The 18,976-nt window shown below is 31.6% G+C and carries 18 protein-coding genes; all 18 read left to right on the top strand.

Going from position 1 to position 18,976, the window contains the following annotated elements:
* The first annotated feature begins 64 nt into the window (after positions 1-64).
* The 18 genes from Q0856_RS15710 (at position 65) to Q0856_RS15625 (ending at position 18,948) form a co-directional block, all read left to right on the top strand.
* Entirely contained in the window at positions 65-964 is a 900-nt protein-coding gene (locus Q0856_RS15710) for a DMT family transporter (protein ID WP_298506576.1), read from the top strand.
* Positions 965-1,120: 156 nt separating this feature from the next.
* Positions 1,121-2,977 carry a DNA topoisomerase IV subunit B gene (locus Q0856_RS15705; RefSeq protein WP_298506573.1) on the top strand — a complete coding sequence of 619 codons (1,857 nt, stop codon included), beginning with the start codon at positions 1,121-1,123 and terminating at the stop codon, positions 2,975-2,977.
* Between the two features lie 30 nt (positions 2,978-3,007).
* Complete coding sequence (locus Q0856_RS15700; protein WP_298480039.1) at positions 3,008-5,701, top strand: DNA gyrase/topoisomerase IV subunit A; 2,694 nt, start codon at positions 3,008-3,010, stop codon at positions 5,699-5,701.
* Between the two features lie 4 nt (positions 5,702-5,705).
* Positions 5,706-6,137, top strand: a complete 432-nt coding sequence (gene mscL / locus Q0856_RS15695; RefSeq protein WP_298480042.1) for a large conductance mechanosensitive channel protein MscL — start codon at positions 5,706-5,708, stop codon at positions 6,135-6,137.
* An 81-nt stretch (positions 6,138-6,218) separates the two neighbouring features.
* A complete protein-coding gene (locus Q0856_RS15690; protein WP_298480045.1) occupies positions 6,219-7,175 on the top strand; it encodes a sterol desaturase family protein in 957 nt (318 codons plus the stop codon).
* Positions 7,176-7,219: 44 nt separating this feature from the next.
* Positions 7,220-7,615 carry an ACT domain-containing protein gene (locus tag Q0856_RS15685; protein WP_298506571.1) on the top strand — a complete coding sequence of 132 codons (396 nt, stop codon included), beginning with the start codon at positions 7,220-7,222 and terminating at the stop codon, positions 7,613-7,615.
* 73 nt (positions 7,616-7,688) lie between these two features.
* The gene (locus Q0856_RS15680) at positions 7,689-8,159 is read left to right on the top strand and encodes a GNAT family N-acetyltransferase (RefSeq protein ID WP_298506569.1); all 471 of its coding nucleotides are present in this window, start codon (positions 7,689-7,691) and stop codon (positions 8,157-8,159) included.
* Positions 8,160-8,224: 65 nt separating this feature from the next.
* Entirely contained in the window at positions 8,225-9,157 is a 933-nt protein-coding gene (locus Q0856_RS15675) for an ion channel (RefSeq protein ID WP_298506566.1), read from the top strand.
* 743 nt (positions 9,158-9,900) lie between these two features.
* The gene (locus Q0856_RS15670; protein ID WP_298506563.1) at positions 9,901-10,689 is read left to right on the top strand and encodes a type 1 glutamine amidotransferase domain-containing protein; all 789 of its coding nucleotides are present in this window, start codon (positions 9,901-9,903) and stop codon (positions 10,687-10,689) included.
* Positions 10,690-10,918: 229 nt separating this feature from the next.
* On the top strand, positions 10,919-11,395 hold the full coding sequence (locus Q0856_RS15665; protein WP_298506559.1) for a hypothetical protein: 477 nt from the start codon (positions 10,919-10,921) through the stop codon (positions 11,393-11,395).
* A gap of 150 nt (positions 11,396-11,545) precedes the next feature.
* Positions 11,546-12,196 (top strand): hypothetical protein, encoded by a 651-nt coding sequence (locus tag Q0856_RS15660; RefSeq protein WP_298506556.1) that lies wholly within the window; start codon positions 11,546-11,548, stop codon positions 12,194-12,196.
* 231 nt (positions 12,197-12,427) lie between these two features.
* The gene (locus Q0856_RS15655; RefSeq protein WP_298506552.1) at positions 12,428-13,069 is read left to right on the top strand and encodes an HAD family hydrolase; all 642 of its coding nucleotides are present in this window, start codon (positions 12,428-12,430) and stop codon (positions 13,067-13,069) included.
* A gap of 428 nt (positions 13,070-13,497) precedes the next feature.
* Positions 13,498-13,986 (top strand): TlpA disulfide reductase family protein, encoded by a 489-nt coding sequence (locus Q0856_RS15650; protein ID WP_298506550.1) that lies wholly within the window; start codon positions 13,498-13,500, stop codon positions 13,984-13,986.
* A gap of 270 nt (positions 13,987-14,256) precedes the next feature.
* A complete protein-coding gene (locus Q0856_RS15645; RefSeq protein WP_298506548.1) occupies positions 14,257-15,066 on the top strand; it encodes a hypothetical protein in 810 nt (269 codons plus the stop codon).
* Positions 15,067-15,235: 169 nt separating this feature from the next.
* Positions 15,236-15,751: a PepSY domain-containing protein gene (locus tag Q0856_RS15640; protein WP_298480083.1), complete on the top strand. Its 516-nt coding sequence runs from the start codon at positions 15,236-15,238 to the stop codon at positions 15,749-15,751.
* Positions 15,752-15,875: 124 nt separating this feature from the next.
* Positions 15,876-17,432 (top strand): sulfatase, encoded by a 1,557-nt coding sequence (locus tag Q0856_RS15635; RefSeq protein WP_298506545.1) that lies wholly within the window; start codon positions 15,876-15,878, stop codon positions 17,430-17,432.
* 266 nt (positions 17,433-17,698) lie between these two features.
* Positions 17,699-18,202 carry a hypothetical protein gene (locus Q0856_RS15630; protein ID WP_298506542.1) on the top strand — a complete coding sequence of 168 codons (504 nt, stop codon included), beginning with the start codon at positions 17,699-17,701 and terminating at the stop codon, positions 18,200-18,202.
* An 80-nt stretch (positions 18,203-18,282) separates the two neighbouring features.
* Positions 18,283-18,948 (top strand): DNA alkylation repair protein, encoded by a 666-nt coding sequence (locus Q0856_RS15625; RefSeq protein WP_298506541.1) that lies wholly within the window; start codon positions 18,283-18,285, stop codon positions 18,946-18,948.
* Positions 18,949-18,976: the final 28 nt, after the last annotated feature.

Genomic DNA, 18,976 nt, shown 5'->3' with positions numbered 1-18,976 from the left:
TTGAACATTGTATTTAGGTTAGTTACTTAAATTTACTTTTAAATAAGTAGTCTAGTTTAGCGGTATGTTTAAAACCTCTTCAAAAACTACTGTTGGTATTATTTATGCCATCCTAGGAATTTTATTATTCTCTGCAAAAGCAGTATTAGTAAAATTAGCATATGGGTATTCTATAGACCATTTAACTTTGCTTTTGTTTAGAATGGTATTTGCTTTACCATTTTATGTGGTTATAGCGTACAAGTACAAGAATTCTAAAAGTGATACCATAAGCACTAAAGACTATTTATGGTTATTCTTGTTTGGTTTTTTAGGGTATTACTTAGCAAGCTTATTTGATTTTATTGGCTTGCAATATATTAAAGCTGGCTTAGAAAGAATTATCCTATTCATATATCCAACCATTGTGGTTTTGCTGTCTTGGTTGTTTTTTAAGAAAAAACTATCTACGCAACAATCTTTGGCTATTTTTATTACGTATGTAGGGGTTCTAATTACTTTTTGGGATGAAATAGGTTTAGAGGGAACTTCGGTATATAAAGGAGCTTTTTTAATCTTTTTAAGTGCAATTACTTATGCTTCTTATTTGGTAGGTAGCGGTTGGTTAATTCCTAAATTTGGAGTGCTTCGTTTTACTGCTAATGCTATGATAGTATCTACGTTTTGTGTTGTGATTCATTTTTTAATTCAAGGAGATTATGCCATTTTTAGTTATCCAAAAAAGGTGTATTTTATTAGTGCCGTAATGGCAATTTTTTGCACTTTAATTCCGTCTTTTTTAGTCTCTTCTGCAATAGAAAAACTTGGGGCAAATACCTTTTCAATTTTTGGAAGTTTAGGTCCGGTTTCTACTATAGTTTTGGCTTTTGTTTTTTTAGAGGAACGTATTTCATTAATACAAGTAGTTGGGATGTTAATCGTAATTGGTGGCGTGTCTATAATTTCAAAGAAAAAAGAGAAATAAATAGTGAAAAACTATCTATTTCCTCTCTTTTTTCAATGAAATACCTATTCTATCAACAAAAATTCTTTTTTTATTGTTAATTACTTTAGTCGTTAAGGGTTTTATTTTTTTGTAAGTCGTGTTATATTAGCAACACTTTCGTTTAAATTCCTATATATGGCAGAAAATACCCAATATACCGAAGATAATATCCGTTCATTAGACTGGAAAGAGCATATTAGAATGCGACCAGGGATGTATATTGGTAAATTGGGAGATGGTTCTTCTGCGGATGATGGTATTTATATTCTTTTAAAAGAAGTTATAGATAACTGTATTGATGAATTTGTAATGGGAGCTGGGAAAACCATTGAAATTGCAATCCGTGATAATATAGTTAATGTTAGGGATTATGGTCGTGGAATTCCGTTAGGAAAAGTGGTTGATGTTGTTTCCAAAATGAACACAGGGGGTAAATATGATTCCCGTGCGTTTAAAAAATCTGTAGGATTAAACGGTGTTGGTACAAAAGCAGTAAATGCCTTGTCTAGCTTTTTTAAGGTGCAATCCTCAAGAGACAGTCAGCTAAAGGTTGCCGAATTTAGTCAAGGTAATTTAATGACAGAAGAAGGCCCCTCCGAAACCTCGCAGCGTAAAGGGACTAAGGTTTCTTTTACGCCAGATGAACTTATCTTTAAAAATTACAAATACCGTAATGAGTATGTGGAACGCATGCTTAAAAATTATGTGTATTTAAACCCTGGGCTTACCATCGTTTTTAATGGGGAGAAATTTCATTCAGAAAATGGGTTAAAGGATCTTTTAGAAGATAATAATAATGTAGAGGATATGCTTTATCCTGTTATTCATTTAAAAGGAAATGATATAGAAGTAGCTATAACACATAGTAAAACTCAGTATAGTGAAGAGTATCATTCTTTTGTAAACGGACAAAATACAACACAAGGTGGTACGCATCAAGCAGCATTTAGAGAGGCATTAGTAAAAACTATTAGGGATTTTTATGGTAAGAGCTATGAAGCTTCGGATATTAGGAAATCTATTATCTCGGCCATTTCTATTAAAGTAATGGAGCCTGTTTTTGAGAGTCAAACAAAAACAAAATTAGGCTCTACAGATATGGGAGGGGATTTGCCTACTGTCCGTACCTATATTAACGATTTTGTGGGTAAATATTTAGATAATTACTTACATAAAAATGCGGAAACTGCAGAATTTTTACAACGTAAAATTATGCAAGCCGAACGCGAGCGCAAAGAGCTTTCCGGTATTCGAAAATTAGCAAAAGACCGTGCTAAAAAAGCTAGTTTACATAATAAGAAACTTAGAGATTGTCGTATACATTTAGGAGACACAAAGAAAGCCAGAAATCTAGAAAGTACGTTATTTATTACAGAGGGAGATTCGGCTTCTGGTTCCATTACAAAATCTAGAGATGTAAATACCCAGGCTGTTTTTAGTTTAAAAGGAAAACCCCTAAATTCTTACGGAATGTCTAAAAAGGTAGTCTATGAGAATGAAGAATTTAATTTGCTACAAGCGGCGTTGAATATTGAAGAGTCTATGGAGGATTTACGATATAATAATATTGTAATAGCCACGGATGCCGATGTAGACGGTATGCATATTAGATTATTGCTTATAACCTTCTTTTTACAGTTTTTTCCTGAATTAATAAAAGAGAATCACCTATATATATTACAGACACCTCTTTTTAGAGTTCGTAATAAAAAAGAAACTATTTATTGTTATTCTGATGAAGAACGAAAGAGTGCTATAAATAAGTTAAGCGGTAAGCCAGAAATTACACGATTTAAAGGTTTGGGGGAGATTTCACCAGATGAATTTGTTCATTTTATTGGAGATGATATTCGTTTAGAACCGGTTATGTTAGATAAAGCGATGTCTATTGAAAATTTACTGCAATTCTATATGGGTAAAAACACACCAGACAGACAAAAATTTATCATAGAAAACCTTAAGGTAGAGATAGACCTTGTAGATCAAAATTAAGTACAAACCACCTAATACCTATCTTTCTGCATGGAAGAGAATGAAGAACTGAACGAGGAGCACATTACGAATAATGAAGAAAACCAAGAAGAAGCCTTAATAAAGGTTACTGGCATGTATAAAGAATGGTTTTTAGATTATGCTTCTTATGTAATATTAGAACGTGCAGTACCAGCTATAGAAGATGGTTTTAAGCCTGTGCAACGTAGAATACTTCATTCGTTAAAGGAGTTAGATGATGGTCGTTACAATAAAGTTGCTAATGTTGTGGGGCATACGATGCAGTATCACCCACATGGGGATGCTAGTATTGCAGATGCTATGGTGCAAATTGGCCAAAAAGATTTGTTAATAGATACGCAAGGAAACTGGGGTAATATTTTAACTGGGGATAGAGCAGCTGCCTCTAGGTATATTGAAGCTCGTTTGTCAAAATTTGGCTTAGAAGTAGTTTTTAGCCCTAAAATTACAGAATGGCAACTTTCTTATGACGGTAGAAAAAAAGAACCAGTAAACTTACCTGTGAAATTCCCGCTTTTATTGGCACAAGGGGCAGAGGGTATTGCGGTAGGATTGTCTACTAAAGTTTTACCTCATAATTTTATAGAACTAATAGACGCTTCTGTAAAACATTTAAAAGGACAGCGTTTTTCTATATTTCCAGATTTTCCAACGTCGGGTATTATTGATGTTAGTAATTATAATGATGGCCTTCGAGGAGGAAAAGTTAGGGTAAGAGCAAAAATGGCGCAAGTAGATAAGAATACGCTTGCTATTACAGAAATTCCGTACGGAACCAATACCTCTTCTTTGATAGATTCTATTTTAAAGGCCAATGATAAGGGGAAAATTAAAATAAAGAAAATAGAAGATAACACGGCAGCGGATGTAGAGATTTTGGTGCATTTGCCAAGTGGTATCTCTCCTGATAAAACTATAGATGCTCTGTATGCTTTTACGGCATGTGAATCCTCCATCTCCCCTTTAGGATGTATAATAGAGGATAATAAACCTTTGTTTATTGGCGTAACTGAAATGTTGAAACGTTCTACGGATTATACTGTGGAATTGTTGCGAAGAGAATTAGAAATTCAATTAAATGAACTGGAAGAACAATGGCATTTTTCTTCCTTAGAACGCATTTTTATAGAGAACAGAATTTACCGTGATATAGAGGAAGAAGAAACTTGGGAAGGGGTAATTTCTGCTATAGATAAGGGGTTAAAACCACATGTTAAACATTTAAAGAGAACAGTTACCGAAGAAGATATTGTTCGTCTTACGGAAATTAGAATTAAGAGGATATCTAAATTCGATATTGATAAAGCACAGCAATTGTTAGATAGTTTAGAAGAGCGTATAGCAGAAGTTAAGCATCATCTTGCAAATATTATTCAGTTCGCAATAGACTATTTTAAAAACTTAAAAGCCAAATATGGAGAAGGCAGGGGGCGTAAATCTGAAATAAGAATTTTTGATGATATTGAAGCTACAAAGGTTGTTATTCGGAATACAAAACTTTATGTAAATAGAGAAGAAGGCTTTGTAGGTACCTCTTTACGCAAAGATGAATATGTTACAGATTGCAGTGATATTGACGATATTATTGTGTTTACCAAAGACGGAAAAATGATGGTTTCTAAAGTAGATACCAAAACTTTTGTTGGTAAAAACATTATTCACGTGGCTGTATTTAAAAAGAAAGATGCTCGAACCACATATAACATGATTTATAAAGATGGTAAGGGAGGGGCAACCTATATTAAACGTTTTAATGTTACTAGTATGACTAGGGATAAGTTGTACGATTTAACAACGGGTAAACCAGCATCTCAGGTTTTATATTACAGTGCTAATCCTAATGGAGAAGCAGAAGTAGTAACTATAAATTTGAGACAAGTAGGGAGTGTAAAAAAACTAAAGTGGGATATCGATTTTTCGGATGTTCTTATAAAAGGAAGAGCCTCAAAAGGTAATATTGTTACTAAATATGCTGTAAAGCGCATAGAGCTTAAAGAAAAGGGAGTTTCTACATTAAAACCTCGTAAAATTTGGTTCGATGATGTAGTACGTAGATTAAATGTAGATGGTAGAGGAGAATTGCTCGGTGAATTTAGAGGAGACGATTTACTTTTAATTGTTACGCAAAAAGGAATTGTAAAAACAATGCTACCTACTCTAACGTCTCATTTTGATGATGATATGGTGGTACTAGAAAAATGGAATCCTAAGAAGCCATTATCGGCTATATATTGGGATGGAGAAAAAGAAAGACTTGCTGTAAAACGTTTTTTAATTGAGCACGAAAATAGAGAAGACCTTATTATTACAGAACATCCAAAATCGTACTTAGAGTTAATTTCTACAGATTGGAGGCCTGTCGTTGAATTGGAATTTGTTAAACCCAGAGGAAAAGAACAAAAGCCTAATTTAAGTATAGATATAGAAGAGTTTATTGCTATTAAAGGAATAAAAGCTTTAGGAAATCAATTAACTTCAGAAAAGGTTAAGAATGTAAATGCATTAGAATCTTTGCCATATGAAGAAGAAGCGGAGACTCCGGTAGAAGAATTAGAAGTGGTAGAAGAGGTTTCCGAAAATGTTGTATCCGATAAAGAAACTCCGAAAGTAACTTCGCAAGGCGAAAACAAACCATCTAAAGAGGATTCCGATGAAAATTTAGATGTAGATTCGGATGATGACGGACAAATAACACTTTTCTAATTTTATGAAAAATTTTATTCAGGAGTTTAAAACTTTTGCTGTAAAAGGCAATATGATAGACATGGCTATAGGTATTATAATCGGTACAGCCTTTAATAAAGTAGTAAATACTTTAGTAAAAAAAGTTTTAATGCCGCCATTATCTCTCTTGTCCGAAGGAGTTTCATTAACAGATAAAAAAATAATTTTAAGAGAAGCAGCTTCGGGCGTAGATGAAGTTGCTATTTGGTATGGAGAGCTTGTAGAAGTTTTGGTAGATTTTGGAATTATTTCATTAACAATTTTTGTGGTTTTAAAATTTATAAATCATTTTAAAGATAGAGCAGAAGACCCAAAAGATAAGACGGTTGCAACTCCAAAAGACATTGAGTTGTTAGCTAGTTTAGAGACTTTGTTAAAACAACAAAATGAAATTTTGCAAAAGAATGATAAATAACTTTAATAGTTTAAATAATATAAAAGCTACAAAGAATAACCTTCTTTAAATAGCTATCTTTGAAAAAAATATATGTAGTTTATGGATTTAACCAACCCCCTAATTTATGGTGTTCCTTGTTTTATTGCTTTTATACTGTTAGAAATAACATATAGCCATACACACGGTGACAAAGATTTGTATGTATGGAAAGATTTAATGGCAAGTGGCGCTATGGGAATAGGTTCTGCGATTTTGGGTCCATTAATTAAGGTAACCGTTTTAATAACAGTTTTTAATTATACATACGAATTTTTTAACCCTCTAGTAAATGGGGTTCGTACAAATATTATGGGGTACGAATCTTTTGGGTATTCTTGGTATATCTTTTTGTTATGTCAATTAGCAGATGATTTTACGTACTATTGGTTTCATAGGGCAAATCATGAGATTAGAATATTATGGGCAGCACATATAGTGCATCATTCATCTGATCATTTTAATTTGGGAACTGCTATAAGAAATGGATGGTTTACATTATTGTATAAACCTTTCTTTTATATGTGGATGCCCGCCATAGGTTTTCCTGTTGAGGTGGTAATTTTTGCTTTAGCTATAGAGTCTTTTTGGCAATTTCAATTGCATTCTAAATACGTGCCAAAAATGGGGATTATTGAAAAATTCATGAATACGCATACCATGCACCAGGTGCATCATTCTCAGAATGTGGAATATTTAGATAAAAATCATGGTGGTTTTTTAAATATTTTTGATAAAATTTTTGGAACATGGAAAGAGTTAGATGATGATATTGAAGTAAAATTTGGTGTTATCCATGCCCCAGAATCATATAACCCCATAGTAATCCTAACTCACGAGTTTAAAGATATTTGGAATGATACTAAAAAATCTCCAAAATTGGCTCATAAGTTAATGTATATTTTTGGTCCTCCGGGATGGAGCCATGATGGTAGTACTATGACAGTAAAGCAGCAACAACGTTTGTTTAAAGACCAAAAAACTAAAAATCCAAACTCTGTTTTTAGTAGACCTAATTAGAGGATTTATTTTTTTTTAATAGTATTTAATTTGTAGCAATTTACATGGCTGGAGAAGCTAATTTACAAGAGCTTATTAAAGGGATAAGTCCTAAACTCCATGATGGAGAATATGTTTTTTGTACAGTAAAAAATATAGATAAAATACCTAGAAAAGATACTATCTGTGAGTTCAAAGAACAAGAAGGAACAACTATTGTTATTGAAAAAAACAAAGCAGATTCTTTGCAATTGAAGTATGAATTTATTGCATCTTGGATTACGCTTACGATTCATTCTGCGCTAGATGCTGTTGGTTTAACAGCTGCAATTGCAACGGAGTTAACTAAGCATAAAATTAGTTGTAATGTTGTTGCGGGCTACTTTCATGATCATATTTTTGTAGATGTAAAAGACGCAAAATTGGCTATAAATTGCTTAATAAGAATGTCGGAAATCTAGTTTAAACTGTTTATTATTGTTAATATATATAATTATCTGATTTTAAGCAAATTAAAATTTAATATATGTTGCTATGTGTAAAGATAGTTTTCTTTTTAGACCTGCTATTTTAGATGATTTAAGTGTTTTAAAAATTTTTGAACAAGGAGTAATTAGTGCAGAAAGACCGTTTGATTCTACGTTGAAACCAGATCCAATTTCTTATTATAATATTGCTGAATTAATTACTTCTCCAAAATCTGACGTACTAGTTGCTGTGTATAATAATAAAATAATAGCTTCTTCGTATGTAAAAATTTTAGAAGCAAAACCATATTTAAAACATAGCGATTACGCCTATTTAGGTTTCATGTATGTAATGCCTCAATTTCGAGGAAAAGGAATTAATAAAGCTATTATAGAAGAAATAAAAAAGTGGTGCTCTTCCAAAGGTATTTATGAATTGCGTTTAGATGTATATTCAGCTAATATTTCTGCTATTAGGGCATATGAAAAAGCTGGATTTCAAAACCATCTAGTTAATATGCGGTTGACAATAAAATAATTTAAGTGTAAAACACTAAAAGAACACATTGTTTTTTAAATTTAGAAAGTTTTTTTAAAATAGTTATGGCAGATAATTTAAAAGGAAAAATTAAAGAATATGGCTTAGGAACAAAGACTTCTTATGATGGACATAGGACTTTAAATAAAGATGGTACTTTTAATGTTACTAAAACTAATCGTCCTTTTTTGGAAAGATTTAATTTCTTTCACTCTCTAATTTCTATGCCGTGGTGGCGTTTTTTTGTTATTATTTTAATAGGTTATTTTGTAATAAATATTTTTTTTGCTGGCCTTTATGTATGGATAGGGGTAGAAAATCTTACGGGTATAAATAGTTCGGATAATGCAAAGGCTTTTTTAGAGGCATTTTTCTTTAGTGCGCAGACCGTAACTACTTTAGGTTATGGGAGGGTGGCACCTATTGGTGTAACGGCAAATATAGTTGCGGCGATAGAATCAATGCTAGGCTTGCTATCTTTTGCATTGGCAACGGGGATGGTTTATGGTAGATTTTCTAAACCTAGACCAAAGATAAAATATAGTTCTCATGCCGTTGTTGCTCCTTTTAAGGCAATTAATGGATTTATGTTTAAAATAGTAAATCCGCATGAAAATCAACTATTAGATGTGGAGGCAAATTTAACTTTGTCAATGAAGAAAGATGATTCCGGAGCAAGAGATTTTTATCAGTTAGAGTTACAAATTCCTAAAGTTATTTTCTTTCCATATATGTGGACTATAGTGCATCCAATAGAAGAAACAAGTCCATTGTTTAATTTGGATGAAGCTTGTGTTTTAGAAAAAGATGCAGAGTTTATTGTTAGCATAAAAGCATTTGATGAGTCTTTTTCACAACATATTTATTCTCGTTCGTCTTATAAAGCTTCTGAAATTAAATGGGGCGAAAAATTTGTGTATACGGTTAAGTCAGAAAATGGAGGGATGATTGTAGATGTTGGGCGTTTAGATGAAACGGAAAAGATAAATTTAAATTAAAGTAATATTTAAACTTTTGATTAAAGCTAAAATCTTTAATTTGCTGATTATAAGTTATTTATAAATTATATTTTATTATTTGATATTGAGTGTAAATGGGAGAAAATGTAGCCTGCAAAATCTTTAAAGGTCTTCCTTTATCCTCTCCAAAAAAGGATCGAATACGTACTGCGTTGACCAAGGTAGAAGTTAAAAAAAGCACTCTTATTTTAGAAACTGGTGGGCTCATATTGTATCAATATTTTGTGCCCTCTGGTTGTTTAAGGTCATTTTTTGTGGATCCACATAGGAAAGAACCTACCGTACAATTTGCAGTTAGAGATTTGTAGATTATCTACCATACTGCTTTCTTCTCTTCGGTTTTCGGAACCCTTCAAATATAATGTTTGCAAGATGTTGCCTCGTATAAAATATCTAGAGAAAGTTAGGGTCTTTTTATGTTGAAGTTCCAACATTAGAAGGCTTTTTTAGAAAGAAAATGTAAAAGGCTTTTGTTGGTTTTCAAAAAAGAATTTTTGGAAACTTTGCATACTCTACATAGCTTTTATAATGACGTATCTAAACATAGGGTAACGCGTAATAAACTATCATATAGTATCGTACTTAGGTGTGACTACAGAAAGCCTCAGTAGAAACAGAAAAGAAATACCTACTTCTGCTTCCTAGTTTCTTATCATATATCAATTTTTATCTCAATTTTGGCTTCTACCTTTGTGTTTTGGTTTTATATAAACGAAGGATACATGAGGAAAGGAATACTTATAATCTTAACATTAGGGCTATTTATAAATAGTTCAGCGCAGCTTAAAAAAAGAACAGTTAAAAATATACGCGAAAAATATAAAAGTACAAAAAAGGTATTATTTGTAGTAACAAGTCATGATGTGTTAGGAAATACCGGTAAAAAAACAGGGATCTGGATAGAAGAATTTGCTGCGCCTTATTATCTGTTAACGGATAAGGGGGTAGAAATAACTATTGCGTCTCCTAAAGGAGGGCAGCCACCAATAGATCCTAAGAGTGAGTTGTTGGATTTTAAGACACCAGTAACCGTACGTTTTAATACCGACAAAGTAGCACAAGCCAAACTAAGCAAAACAATAATGCTTGCAGAAGTAAATACAGCAGATTACGATGCTGTCTTTTACCCTGGCGGACACGGACTATTATGGGATCTTGTTGAAGATAAAGTTTCAATAGCAATAATAGAAACTTTCTATGCAAGAAATAAGCCTATAGGTGCGGTATGCCTTGCACTAGGAGTTTTTAAAAATGTTAAGAAAGTCGATGGTACGCCATTGGTAAAAGGGAAAAAAGTTACAGGGTTTACAAATACAGAAGAGGAGGCGGTACAATTAACCAATGTAGTTCCTTTTTTAGTAGAAGATATGCTCCTAGACAATGGTGCTATATACTCCAAAGGAGTAGATTGGAAACCTTATACAGTGGAAGACAGATTGCTTATAACAGGGCAGAACGCTGCATCTTCAGAGAGGGTTGCAGAGATTCTTTTAGAGCGATTAGAAAAATAGACGACTAACTACTTTTTTAATCCAAAAGCGGTATTGATGCATAATCAAGCCGTTTTTTTTGTATTTTTTCTTTTTCTAGGTATATATAGGGGTAGTGCAAATTGTTAATATTTGTAGGATAAATATTTTGTTTTTTTGAAGGTTGTATATAATTATGAGAGTATTTTGGAGTAGTGTTTTTGTGTAAGTATTATGTTTACACAGTTGTTGTGCTTAATTAACAAAACGAATGATTGAAGAATTTACGACAAAGGATAGAAAAAAAGAGTTTGACAAGATATTTAAAGAAAAGATTGTAGTTTTTTTCAAAACACAAGGATTTGAAAGACATACTAAAACATCTAAACGGATATTTAAAGATTTGGGAAATGGCTTATCGGTATTTATCTTTTTTGAATATAAAACCTTTGGACATGGATTTTATGACATAAACATAGTGTATTTCGATTCCGAAATTGGAGATGTCTACGATGATGAATATTTAGCGATGGCTCAAATAAAAAAGCCTACAATTCGCGGACATAACTCAATAGAGTTAAATTCTTCGACTGATTTATGGATAGAAGAAATGAAAATGAATATAATTCCATTTATTGAAACAAATTCAACCCATAAAGCCATATTGAATTCGGATAAATTTTACTTTTCTAAAGCACGAGAAAATGAATGTAAAGAACTAATGAAAAGAAAATCTGAAAAGCAATAACTAAGCACAACACGGTGTATAAGTAATAGCGGTTTAAATGATAAAACGAAAGTATAAACATATAACAAAGGTCATTGCAAAACCGAAAGATTTGCGAGTAGAAATCCGCTACTACTCATACACAAAACCGTTGTTGGTAATTACCAAAAAATGTCGATAGAAGATATAACTGAATTAGGTGAAAAAGAAAATAAAAAAACACCTCTTGAATTAGGACAAAGGTTAATTGAGCTAAAATCCAAAGAATATGGAATTTTAGAATGTATTGCATATGTTAGAATTAATCAAAATTGTTCTCTTTTAGAAGCTAAATCTATTACTATTAACTCTTCGGCTTGGATTGACAAAAAAGAAGAATTTAATAAACATCAAGAAGAGCAAATGCAAGAGTTTTTAGAAGTATATAAAAACGATAACCGAAATATAGAAATACAAGAATGTAATTTGAATATTAGATATGATTTACCTAATGAGGTTTTAGATAAATTACCTTTAGTATATAAAAAAATGAAAGGTTGGATTGGATTTGGAGAAAACAGAATTCCATATTGGTTCAGTTTTAATGAAAATGAAAAATCAATATATGCTTCTATTGAACCCAGCGGACTTCACTTTATTGGGAAAATGGAATTAAACGAATGGATAGAATGGAAAACTGAAATAAAAAAAATTGCAACGGAAATTTTAGAGTTTAAAGTTGGAGAAATCGAAGAGGGAGAAGTTGGACACGAAATTGAATGGTTAAAAAAGCCCAATGAAGAAAACATATCTAATAGTAAATGGTGGAAATTCTGGAATTAAAAAAACGACCTACAACACGGTGTGTAAAACACAGCTAATAGTTTCTTACCCAAAAGGTTTGTGTATATTTATAAAGTCCGCCAAATTTTTAATTTGGCTTTTAAAAAGAGATAAATTATAAACAAAATATAAAAATTCGGCTTTGTGTCAATCCGAAAAGTTAGTGTCTTTTTCCGCGCTACGTTTCATACACAAACACGTTATAACACATTTTAAAAAACATGTATTCAAATGAAATATAAGAATCTTATTTTAGATTTTGATGGTACATTAGCAGATACCAAAGAAAGTATTTTACAGTCAATGAAGTTTGTGGCTCATAGTTTTGACATTGATAATTATGACGAAAAATTAATAGAAAACTTAATAGGATTGCCACTGCAAACTACTTTTGAAGAAGCCTTTTCAATTGACGAAAAATTAATACAAGAAGCAACTTTAATTTATCGTAAACATTATAATGAAATTGTAATCGACACGATTTCTCTTTTTAATGGTGTAAAAAGCACATTGTTAGATTTTCATAAACAAGGAATAAATCTTACTGTTGCCTCAAGCAAAGGGAAAGAGGCATTAATTAAAATACTCAAAAAGCAAAATGTTTGCGACATTTTTACATTTGTTGGAGGCGAAGAAGATGCTAAAAATAAAAAGCCTTCACCAGACATTGTAAATCTCATAATAAATAAATATAATTATCATCCATCTGAATGTTTAGTAGTTGGCGATACAATTTTTGACATTGAAATGGGGCAAAGGGCCAATGTAGATACGTGTGGAGTTACTTATGGAAACAACACGAGGGAAAAATTAGAAAAACAAAAGCCAAATTATATAATCAATAGTTTTAAAAACCTGGCAGAGATTGTATAAATTAACCTTAATCCTCTCTTTTGTTTTTTGTAGTTTGTACTATGAATTTAAAGAAAATCAAACCTAAGGTGTATAATCGCTAATTTAACCCGTAACTGACGGTTATACGAGACCGTTGTTATTAATTTCGTTGCAATTTTTGATGCTTCAGCCTGTATGAAAAGATTAGTAGTTATGTCCTTTATTTTTCTTGTATCCGGACTTTCATTACATGAACAGGTTAATTCAATTACGGAATCTGACTTGTGTGGTTGTTGGATTTTTGATTCACCTAAAAACAATCAACGCCTTAAAAAAAATATATTTATCTCGTGTAAATTTTCAGGTTCTAAACTTTCGCTGAAAAAATCAAAACTCATATTTCTTGCTAATAAATGTGAGTTTCAAGAAGTAAAACTAAGTTCGGTAATTTGCCTAATAATAAAAATATGAAAAGAATTTTATTTGTACTATCAGTTTTAACTGTTACTTATTCGTACTCTCAAGAGAAAAAAATATGGGCTAAATCTTTTATGAATAAAAAAGCCCCGGAAATTGTGGTGGAAAAATGGTTAACCGATAAGCCAGAAACACAAGGAAAGTTTATTCTAATAGATTTTTGGGCAACATGGTGTGGTCCTTGTAAAAAAGCAATTCCTGAATTGAATGTATTTCAGAAAAAATTTATAGACAGCTTAGTGGTTATAGGAATTAGCGATGAAACTAAAGCTAAAGTAAAAAAAATGAAAACCCCAAAAATAGAATATTATAGTGCAATAGATACAAGGAAGAAATTAAAAGAGGTTTATGAAGTTCAGGGGATTCCCCATTGTGTGATTATTAATCCTGATGGGGTTGTGGTTTGGGAAGGTTGGCCGCACCTTAAAGGGTTTGAGTTAAACGAAGAAGTTATACGTAAATTATTAAATAGTTACTAGTTGTTTTAGGTGCTTAAAAAATCATGTTATATGTTATATTAATCATAAATAAATAACTGGGAATAACAACCTTTTAAAAAGTTTGTTATTTTTAATTGCGGGGCGATAGGCTATTAGGGCTTAATTTTCGGACGTTTGTGTTGAAATAAATAAGTGTTTTTCTTGTGTATTATTTTACGTTAAAGGAAGGGGTAAAGTTGTTCGTTTTTATGAATACCTATTAAAAATGTTGTTGTTTTTTTGGTTTCTCTTAATTCTAAAGTTTTAGTATTGCAGAAGTATTTACGGTTTTTAGTATTGCTAATTACATTGATTGTTTTTAAAGGGTTTAGCCAAGAAAATACAAAATTGCTGCATGGTAAAGCCATAAGCAGCAAGAATGATGTTTCTAATATCTTAATTGTAAACTTAAACTCCAAGAAATCTACTATTACAGATTCTTTGGGGTTATTTTCTCTTGAGGTTGCATGGAGAGATTCTGTTAGGTTTACTGCGGTGCAATACCAAGCAAAAGAGTTGGTAATTACAGATGCTATTTTAAAGAAAGATTTGGTAATAATAAACCTTGCGGATAATGTTATTAATTTAAAAGAGGTTACAGTTATGCCATATAATTTAACAGGTAAGATTAATTTGGATATAAAGGCGTTACAAGTTGAATCTGTTGTTACTTCTTCTAAATTGCATTTACCCAATGCAAATATTGAAAAAATGCCTCAAAGCGAACGTCTTCTTATAGAGGCAGATAGGGGTAAGTATATGCGTTTTTATGTTATTGCCTTGACTATAAATACCCATAAAGTATTGAATAAACTCTCTGGTAGGACAAAATCTTTTGAGGAAATGGTGGCTCGTGACCTAGATATGCAATTGGAGGGTGAAATAATAGATAAATTCTCTAAGAAAACAATGTCCGAAGATTTTGATATTCCTGAAACCAATATAGATGGGTTTCTTACCTATTGCATGTCTCAAAAAGACTTTTCGGAATTGGCTAAAGCAAAAAATGCAATGGAAATTTGGGAGTATTTAATAGTTAAAAGTAAGGAATTTAAAAAGGCGGTTTCCTTAAATAATTAAATGTCCTTGCAGTATATATACGCATGGCAAGTTTTATAGTATTACAACCTCAATCATCTCGTAAAAGTGTATTGGTCTTAATTGCTTAGAGACAAAAAATAAATATGTTTGTATATTTAAACCTTTATCTAGACTAAGAGTCTTAATTTAAATAAAATGCAGAACAAAAATGACAAATAAAAAGACTCCTTTTTCCTTTCAAATAAGAATTGTTCATAGGTATTTAGGCTTTTTTTTAGCGGGAATAATGGCCGTTTATGCCTTAAGCGGAATACTTATGGTTTTTAGGCAAACCGATTTTTTAAAAAGTGAGGTTGTTGTAGAAGAGCAATTTAAACCTAATCTATCGGAAGAGGCATTGCGTTCTAAATTTAGGAAAGGTGTAAAGGTGGAAAAAATAGAGAATGGAGTTTTTTATTTTAAAAATGGTAACTACAATCAAGAGACGGGAGTAGCAACTTTAAAAAAAATGAAATTGCCATTTCTTTTGGAGAAAATGGAGCGAATGCATAAGGCAACAACAAATAGCCCTCTGTATTTTCTAAACATATTTTTTGGCTTTGCACTATTGTTTTTTGTGCTTTCTGCATTTTGGATGTATACCCCTAAAATGCCTGTTTTTAAAAAGGGAATGTATTTCGCTGCTGCGGGAATAATACTAACTCTTGTTTTATTATTTGTATAAAAAGTTTTTGTGTAGTTATATTTAGCTATACTTTTAAAGAGTTGGAGTAGGAAGGCAGCTATCTATATAGTTTTATAGAGTGCTTTGAGTTATAGTATTATGGTGTATATAAAAATAGATTAAAATGAAAACTAGTAGTATTAGAATAACTAAAACTATAAAAATGTCCTTAAAGTATTCTTTTAATTTGTTTTTTCCATTTGTATTTATTTGGTTAACATCTTGTAAGTCAGATAAAAAAACAATTCCTAAAAATCAGCAACCCAATATTGTCTTAATTATAGCTGATGATGTTAGTTGGAATGATATTGGTCCTTATGGAAATTCAAAAATTAGAACCCCTAATTTAGATAAACTAGCGGACGATGGAATGTTATTTACAGAAGCTTTTTTAACCACGAGTTCCTGTAGTCCTAGTAGAACTAGTATAATATCGGGCCTTTATCCTCACAATACAGATGCGGAACAGCTCTCGTGGCCTTTGCCAGAAAACAAAAAAACTTTTGTGCAAGAGTTGAAAAATGCAGGATATTGGACAGGTTTAGCTGGTAAATATCATTTAGGGGACCCGGTAAGAGATGATTTTGATGTTCTTCTGGAAATGCAATGGAAAGATGCTCCTATTGGTTTAGATAGACGATTAGTTGGTGATGGAAGTGGATGCGATGACTGGATGTCTCTTTTGCAAAATCGTCCAAAAAATAAACCTTTTTTCACTTGGCTAGCATCTTTTGATGCGCATCGTCCTTTTTATAAAGGAATAAGTAACACTCCTCATGAGGCAGAAGATGTTATGCTGCCGCCATACATGCCTAATACCGAAAAAGTAAAAGAAGATTTTGCTCTTTATTATGATGAGATAAATAGAATGGATGCTTATATAGGTAAAGTAGTAAAAGAGTTAGAGAAGCAAGGGGTTGCAGAGAATACTATTGTCCTTTTTATAGCGGATAACGGTAGAGCTTTTCCTAGAGATAAAACAACGCTTTATGATGGGGGTATAAAAACACCATGGATTATGAAGTGGCCTGCTAAAATAAAAGCAGGGACCACGAGTAATAGTTTAGTGAGTTCTGTAGATATAGCACCTACGTTTATGAAATTAGCTAATCTTGAACCTTTGGAAGAGTTTAATGGTAGTAGTATTGTGCCATTGTTAGAAGATGGTAAAATTGAAATTCATGAAGAGATTTATGCCGAAGATCATTTTCATGACTATGAAGATTATACTAGAGCGGTACGTACTAAAAAATTTAAATACGTAAAAAATTATTATACAGATTTACCCAATACGCCTTCTGCCGATATAATTAGGGGGAGAAGTTGGCAAAGTATGCTTTCTGAAAAAGCTAAGAATTCTTTAAATAAAGCTCAGTTAAAATGTTTTGAAATTCCAAGAGATGAAGAGGAGCTTTTTGATATTGTTAATGATCCTAATGAGCTTATTAATTTGGCTAAAAATCCTGAGTATGCAGAGGTATTAGCCGATATGCAATCTAGATTGAGAAAGATTAGGAAAGAAACGAATGATGTTATGCCAACAGAAAGAACTCAGGATGATTTTTTTAGAGAAACAGGCTTTCCAACTAAGTATCGCATAAGGCCAAGACCCTCTAAGGCGGTATATATGAAGGCAAGAGAAGAAGGTAAGGTTTTGGAAAACCCTAATTTTAAAGAGTAGTTGTTAGGTGCTTTGTTTTTAGTTTATTAGCGAGGAGTAATAATTTTTTGGGACAGATGTAATTAGCATATTTACAGTAGTATTAATTTCTTTATTTAAAGTTTTAATTTAATTAATGAAACAAGATATTTAGGTATATATATAATATGTGTCTTTTTATGCGTTGTATCTAATACATTAGTTTCGTTTCATTTATTAACTCGTATTTAATGAAAAAAATTTCAATCTTACTTCTTGTAATATGTATCTCTTGTTCCACTAATGATGTGGATATTTCTAAGTATCCCATTGTTACCACTATTAAAGAAGTATCAAAAGAATATGATATCCAAGTAGATTTAAGTGGAAAATCAGAGACAAGTAGTTTGACCAAATATTTGGACGGCTCTATAGAGCTAGAATATACTTATGATTTAATTGAAACAGATTTCTATACTCCATTGTTTTATTCTATAACTATTACTAAAGATAAAACTATAAAAGACGCTAAGGAAAACTATAAACTTAGTAACGATGCGTTGGGTTTAGTTGTTAATTCTTTTGGACAAGGAACCGAAGAAGTTACAAACATGGATTTGCCTGGTGATGAAAATTACTATGCTAATCGCACTTATGATGGAGCTCCTAATGGTTTTTTATTCTCTATGAGAGAAGGTGTTTATTCATATAGTTTAATAGTATCAGGAATATACATGGAGGATAACAGTTTTATATATGATGTAATTTTACCTGAAATACAAAATTTAAAAGATTTTGATGTCATGGAATAGGGTGTAATTTGTTCCTTGCTGAAACGATTTAATAACAGAACATAGGTAAATATGTATCTTTAAGTTAAATTAGAAACTTAATGCAACATTATTTAGAAACGCTAACAAAAGAATTTGAGCATTATAAAAATGCTGAAATTGCTTTGCAACAAAAAGCTTATGTGCGTAATCAATTTGAATATTTTGGATTAAAGACAGCTGTTAGAAGAGGTATTCAAAAACCTTTTTTGGTTAAAGAATATTTGCCGTTGCATTCCGAATTAAAAAATATTATAGAAATGTTATGGGAGAAACCGCAAAGAGAATTTCAGCATTTTGGTCAAGAACTTGTTTTTAAATATGTTAAAAGATTAGAAATTAAAGATATAGCGCTTTTTGAGTTTATGATAATAAATAAATCTTGGTGGGATACCGTAGATTTTATTGCTGTAAAATTACTTGGAGCTTTTTTTAAAATATTCCCTGAACAACGTAAAAAGTATATAGAAAAATGGTTGTTGTCTAATAATATATGGCTACAACGGTCTGCTCTTTTGTTTCAGCTAAAATACAAAGATCAAATAGATACGGAATTACTAAGTAAGGTTGTCCTTTTTTTACTCGGGTCCAAAGAGTTTTTTATAAATAAAGCTATAGGATGGGTTTTAAGAGAATACAGTAGAACAAACCCTACATGGGTTGTTCGTTTTGTTGAAACTACAGAATTAAACCCTTTAAGTAGGCGAGAGGCTCTTCGTTTGATGTAGTATAGGTATCTTGCCTTGGTACAAGAAA

The sequence above is a fragment of the uncultured Maribacter sp. genome (genome assembly GCF_947496775.1).
Taxonomy (GTDB): Bacteria; Bacteroidota; Bacteroidia; order Flavobacteriales; family Flavobacteriaceae; genus Maribacter_B.
This window is presented reverse-complemented; position numbering and strand designations above follow the sequence as displayed.

What these genes read in the sequence shown, in the direction of transcription:
- Q0856_RS15710 (WP_298506576.1), top strand. Translation starts at nt 65, where the DNA reads ATGTTTAAAACCTCTTCAAAAACTACTGTTGGTATTATTTATGCCATC.
- Q0856_RS15705 (WP_298506573.1), top strand. Translation starts at nt 1,121, where the DNA reads ATGGCAGAAAATACCCAATATACCGAAGATAATATCCGTTCATTAGAC.
- Q0856_RS15700 (WP_298480039.1), top strand. Translation starts at nt 3,008, where the DNA reads ATGGAAGAGAATGAAGAACTGAACGAGGAGCACATTACGAATAATGAA.
- mscL (WP_298480042.1), top strand. Translation starts at nt 5,706, where the DNA reads ATGAAAAATTTTATTCAGGAGTTTAAAACTTTTGCTGTAAAAGGCAAT.
- Q0856_RS15690 (WP_298480045.1), top strand. Translation starts at nt 6,219, where the DNA reads ATGGATTTAACCAACCCCCTAATTTATGGTGTTCCTTGTTTTATTGCT.
- Q0856_RS15685 (WP_298506571.1), top strand. Translation starts at nt 7,220, where the DNA reads ATGGCTGGAGAAGCTAATTTACAAGAGCTTATTAAAGGGATAAGTCCT.
- Q0856_RS15680 (WP_298506569.1), top strand. Translation starts at nt 7,689, where the DNA reads ATGTGTAAAGATAGTTTTCTTTTTAGACCTGCTATTTTAGATGATTTA.
- Q0856_RS15675 (WP_298506566.1), top strand. Translation starts at nt 8,225, where the DNA reads ATGGCAGATAATTTAAAAGGAAAAATTAAAGAATATGGCTTAGGAACA.
- Q0856_RS15670 (WP_298506563.1), top strand. Translation starts at nt 9,901, where the DNA reads ATGAGGAAAGGAATACTTATAATCTTAACATTAGGGCTATTTATAAAT.
- Q0856_RS15665 (WP_298506559.1), top strand. Translation starts at nt 10,919, where the DNA reads ATGATTGAAGAATTTACGACAAAGGATAGAAAAAAAGAGTTTGACAAG.
- Q0856_RS15660 (WP_298506556.1), top strand. Translation starts at nt 11,546, where the DNA reads ATGTCGATAGAAGATATAACTGAATTAGGTGAAAAAGAAAATAAAAAA.
- Q0856_RS15655 (WP_298506552.1), top strand. Translation starts at nt 12,428, where the DNA reads ATGAAATATAAGAATCTTATTTTAGATTTTGATGGTACATTAGCAGAT.
- Q0856_RS15650 (WP_298506550.1), top strand. Translation starts at nt 13,498, where the DNA reads ATGAAAAGAATTTTATTTGTACTATCAGTTTTAACTGTTACTTATTCG.
- Q0856_RS15640 (WP_298480083.1), top strand. Translation starts at nt 15,236, where the DNA reads ATGACAAATAAAAAGACTCCTTTTTCCTTTCAAATAAGAATTGTTCAT.
- Q0856_RS15635 (WP_298506545.1), top strand. Translation starts at nt 15,876, where the DNA reads ATGAAAACTAGTAGTATTAGAATAACTAAAACTATAAAAATGTCCTTA.
- Q0856_RS15625 (WP_298506541.1), top strand. Translation starts at nt 18,283, where the DNA reads ATGCAACATTATTTAGAAACGCTAACAAAAGAATTTGAGCATTATAAA.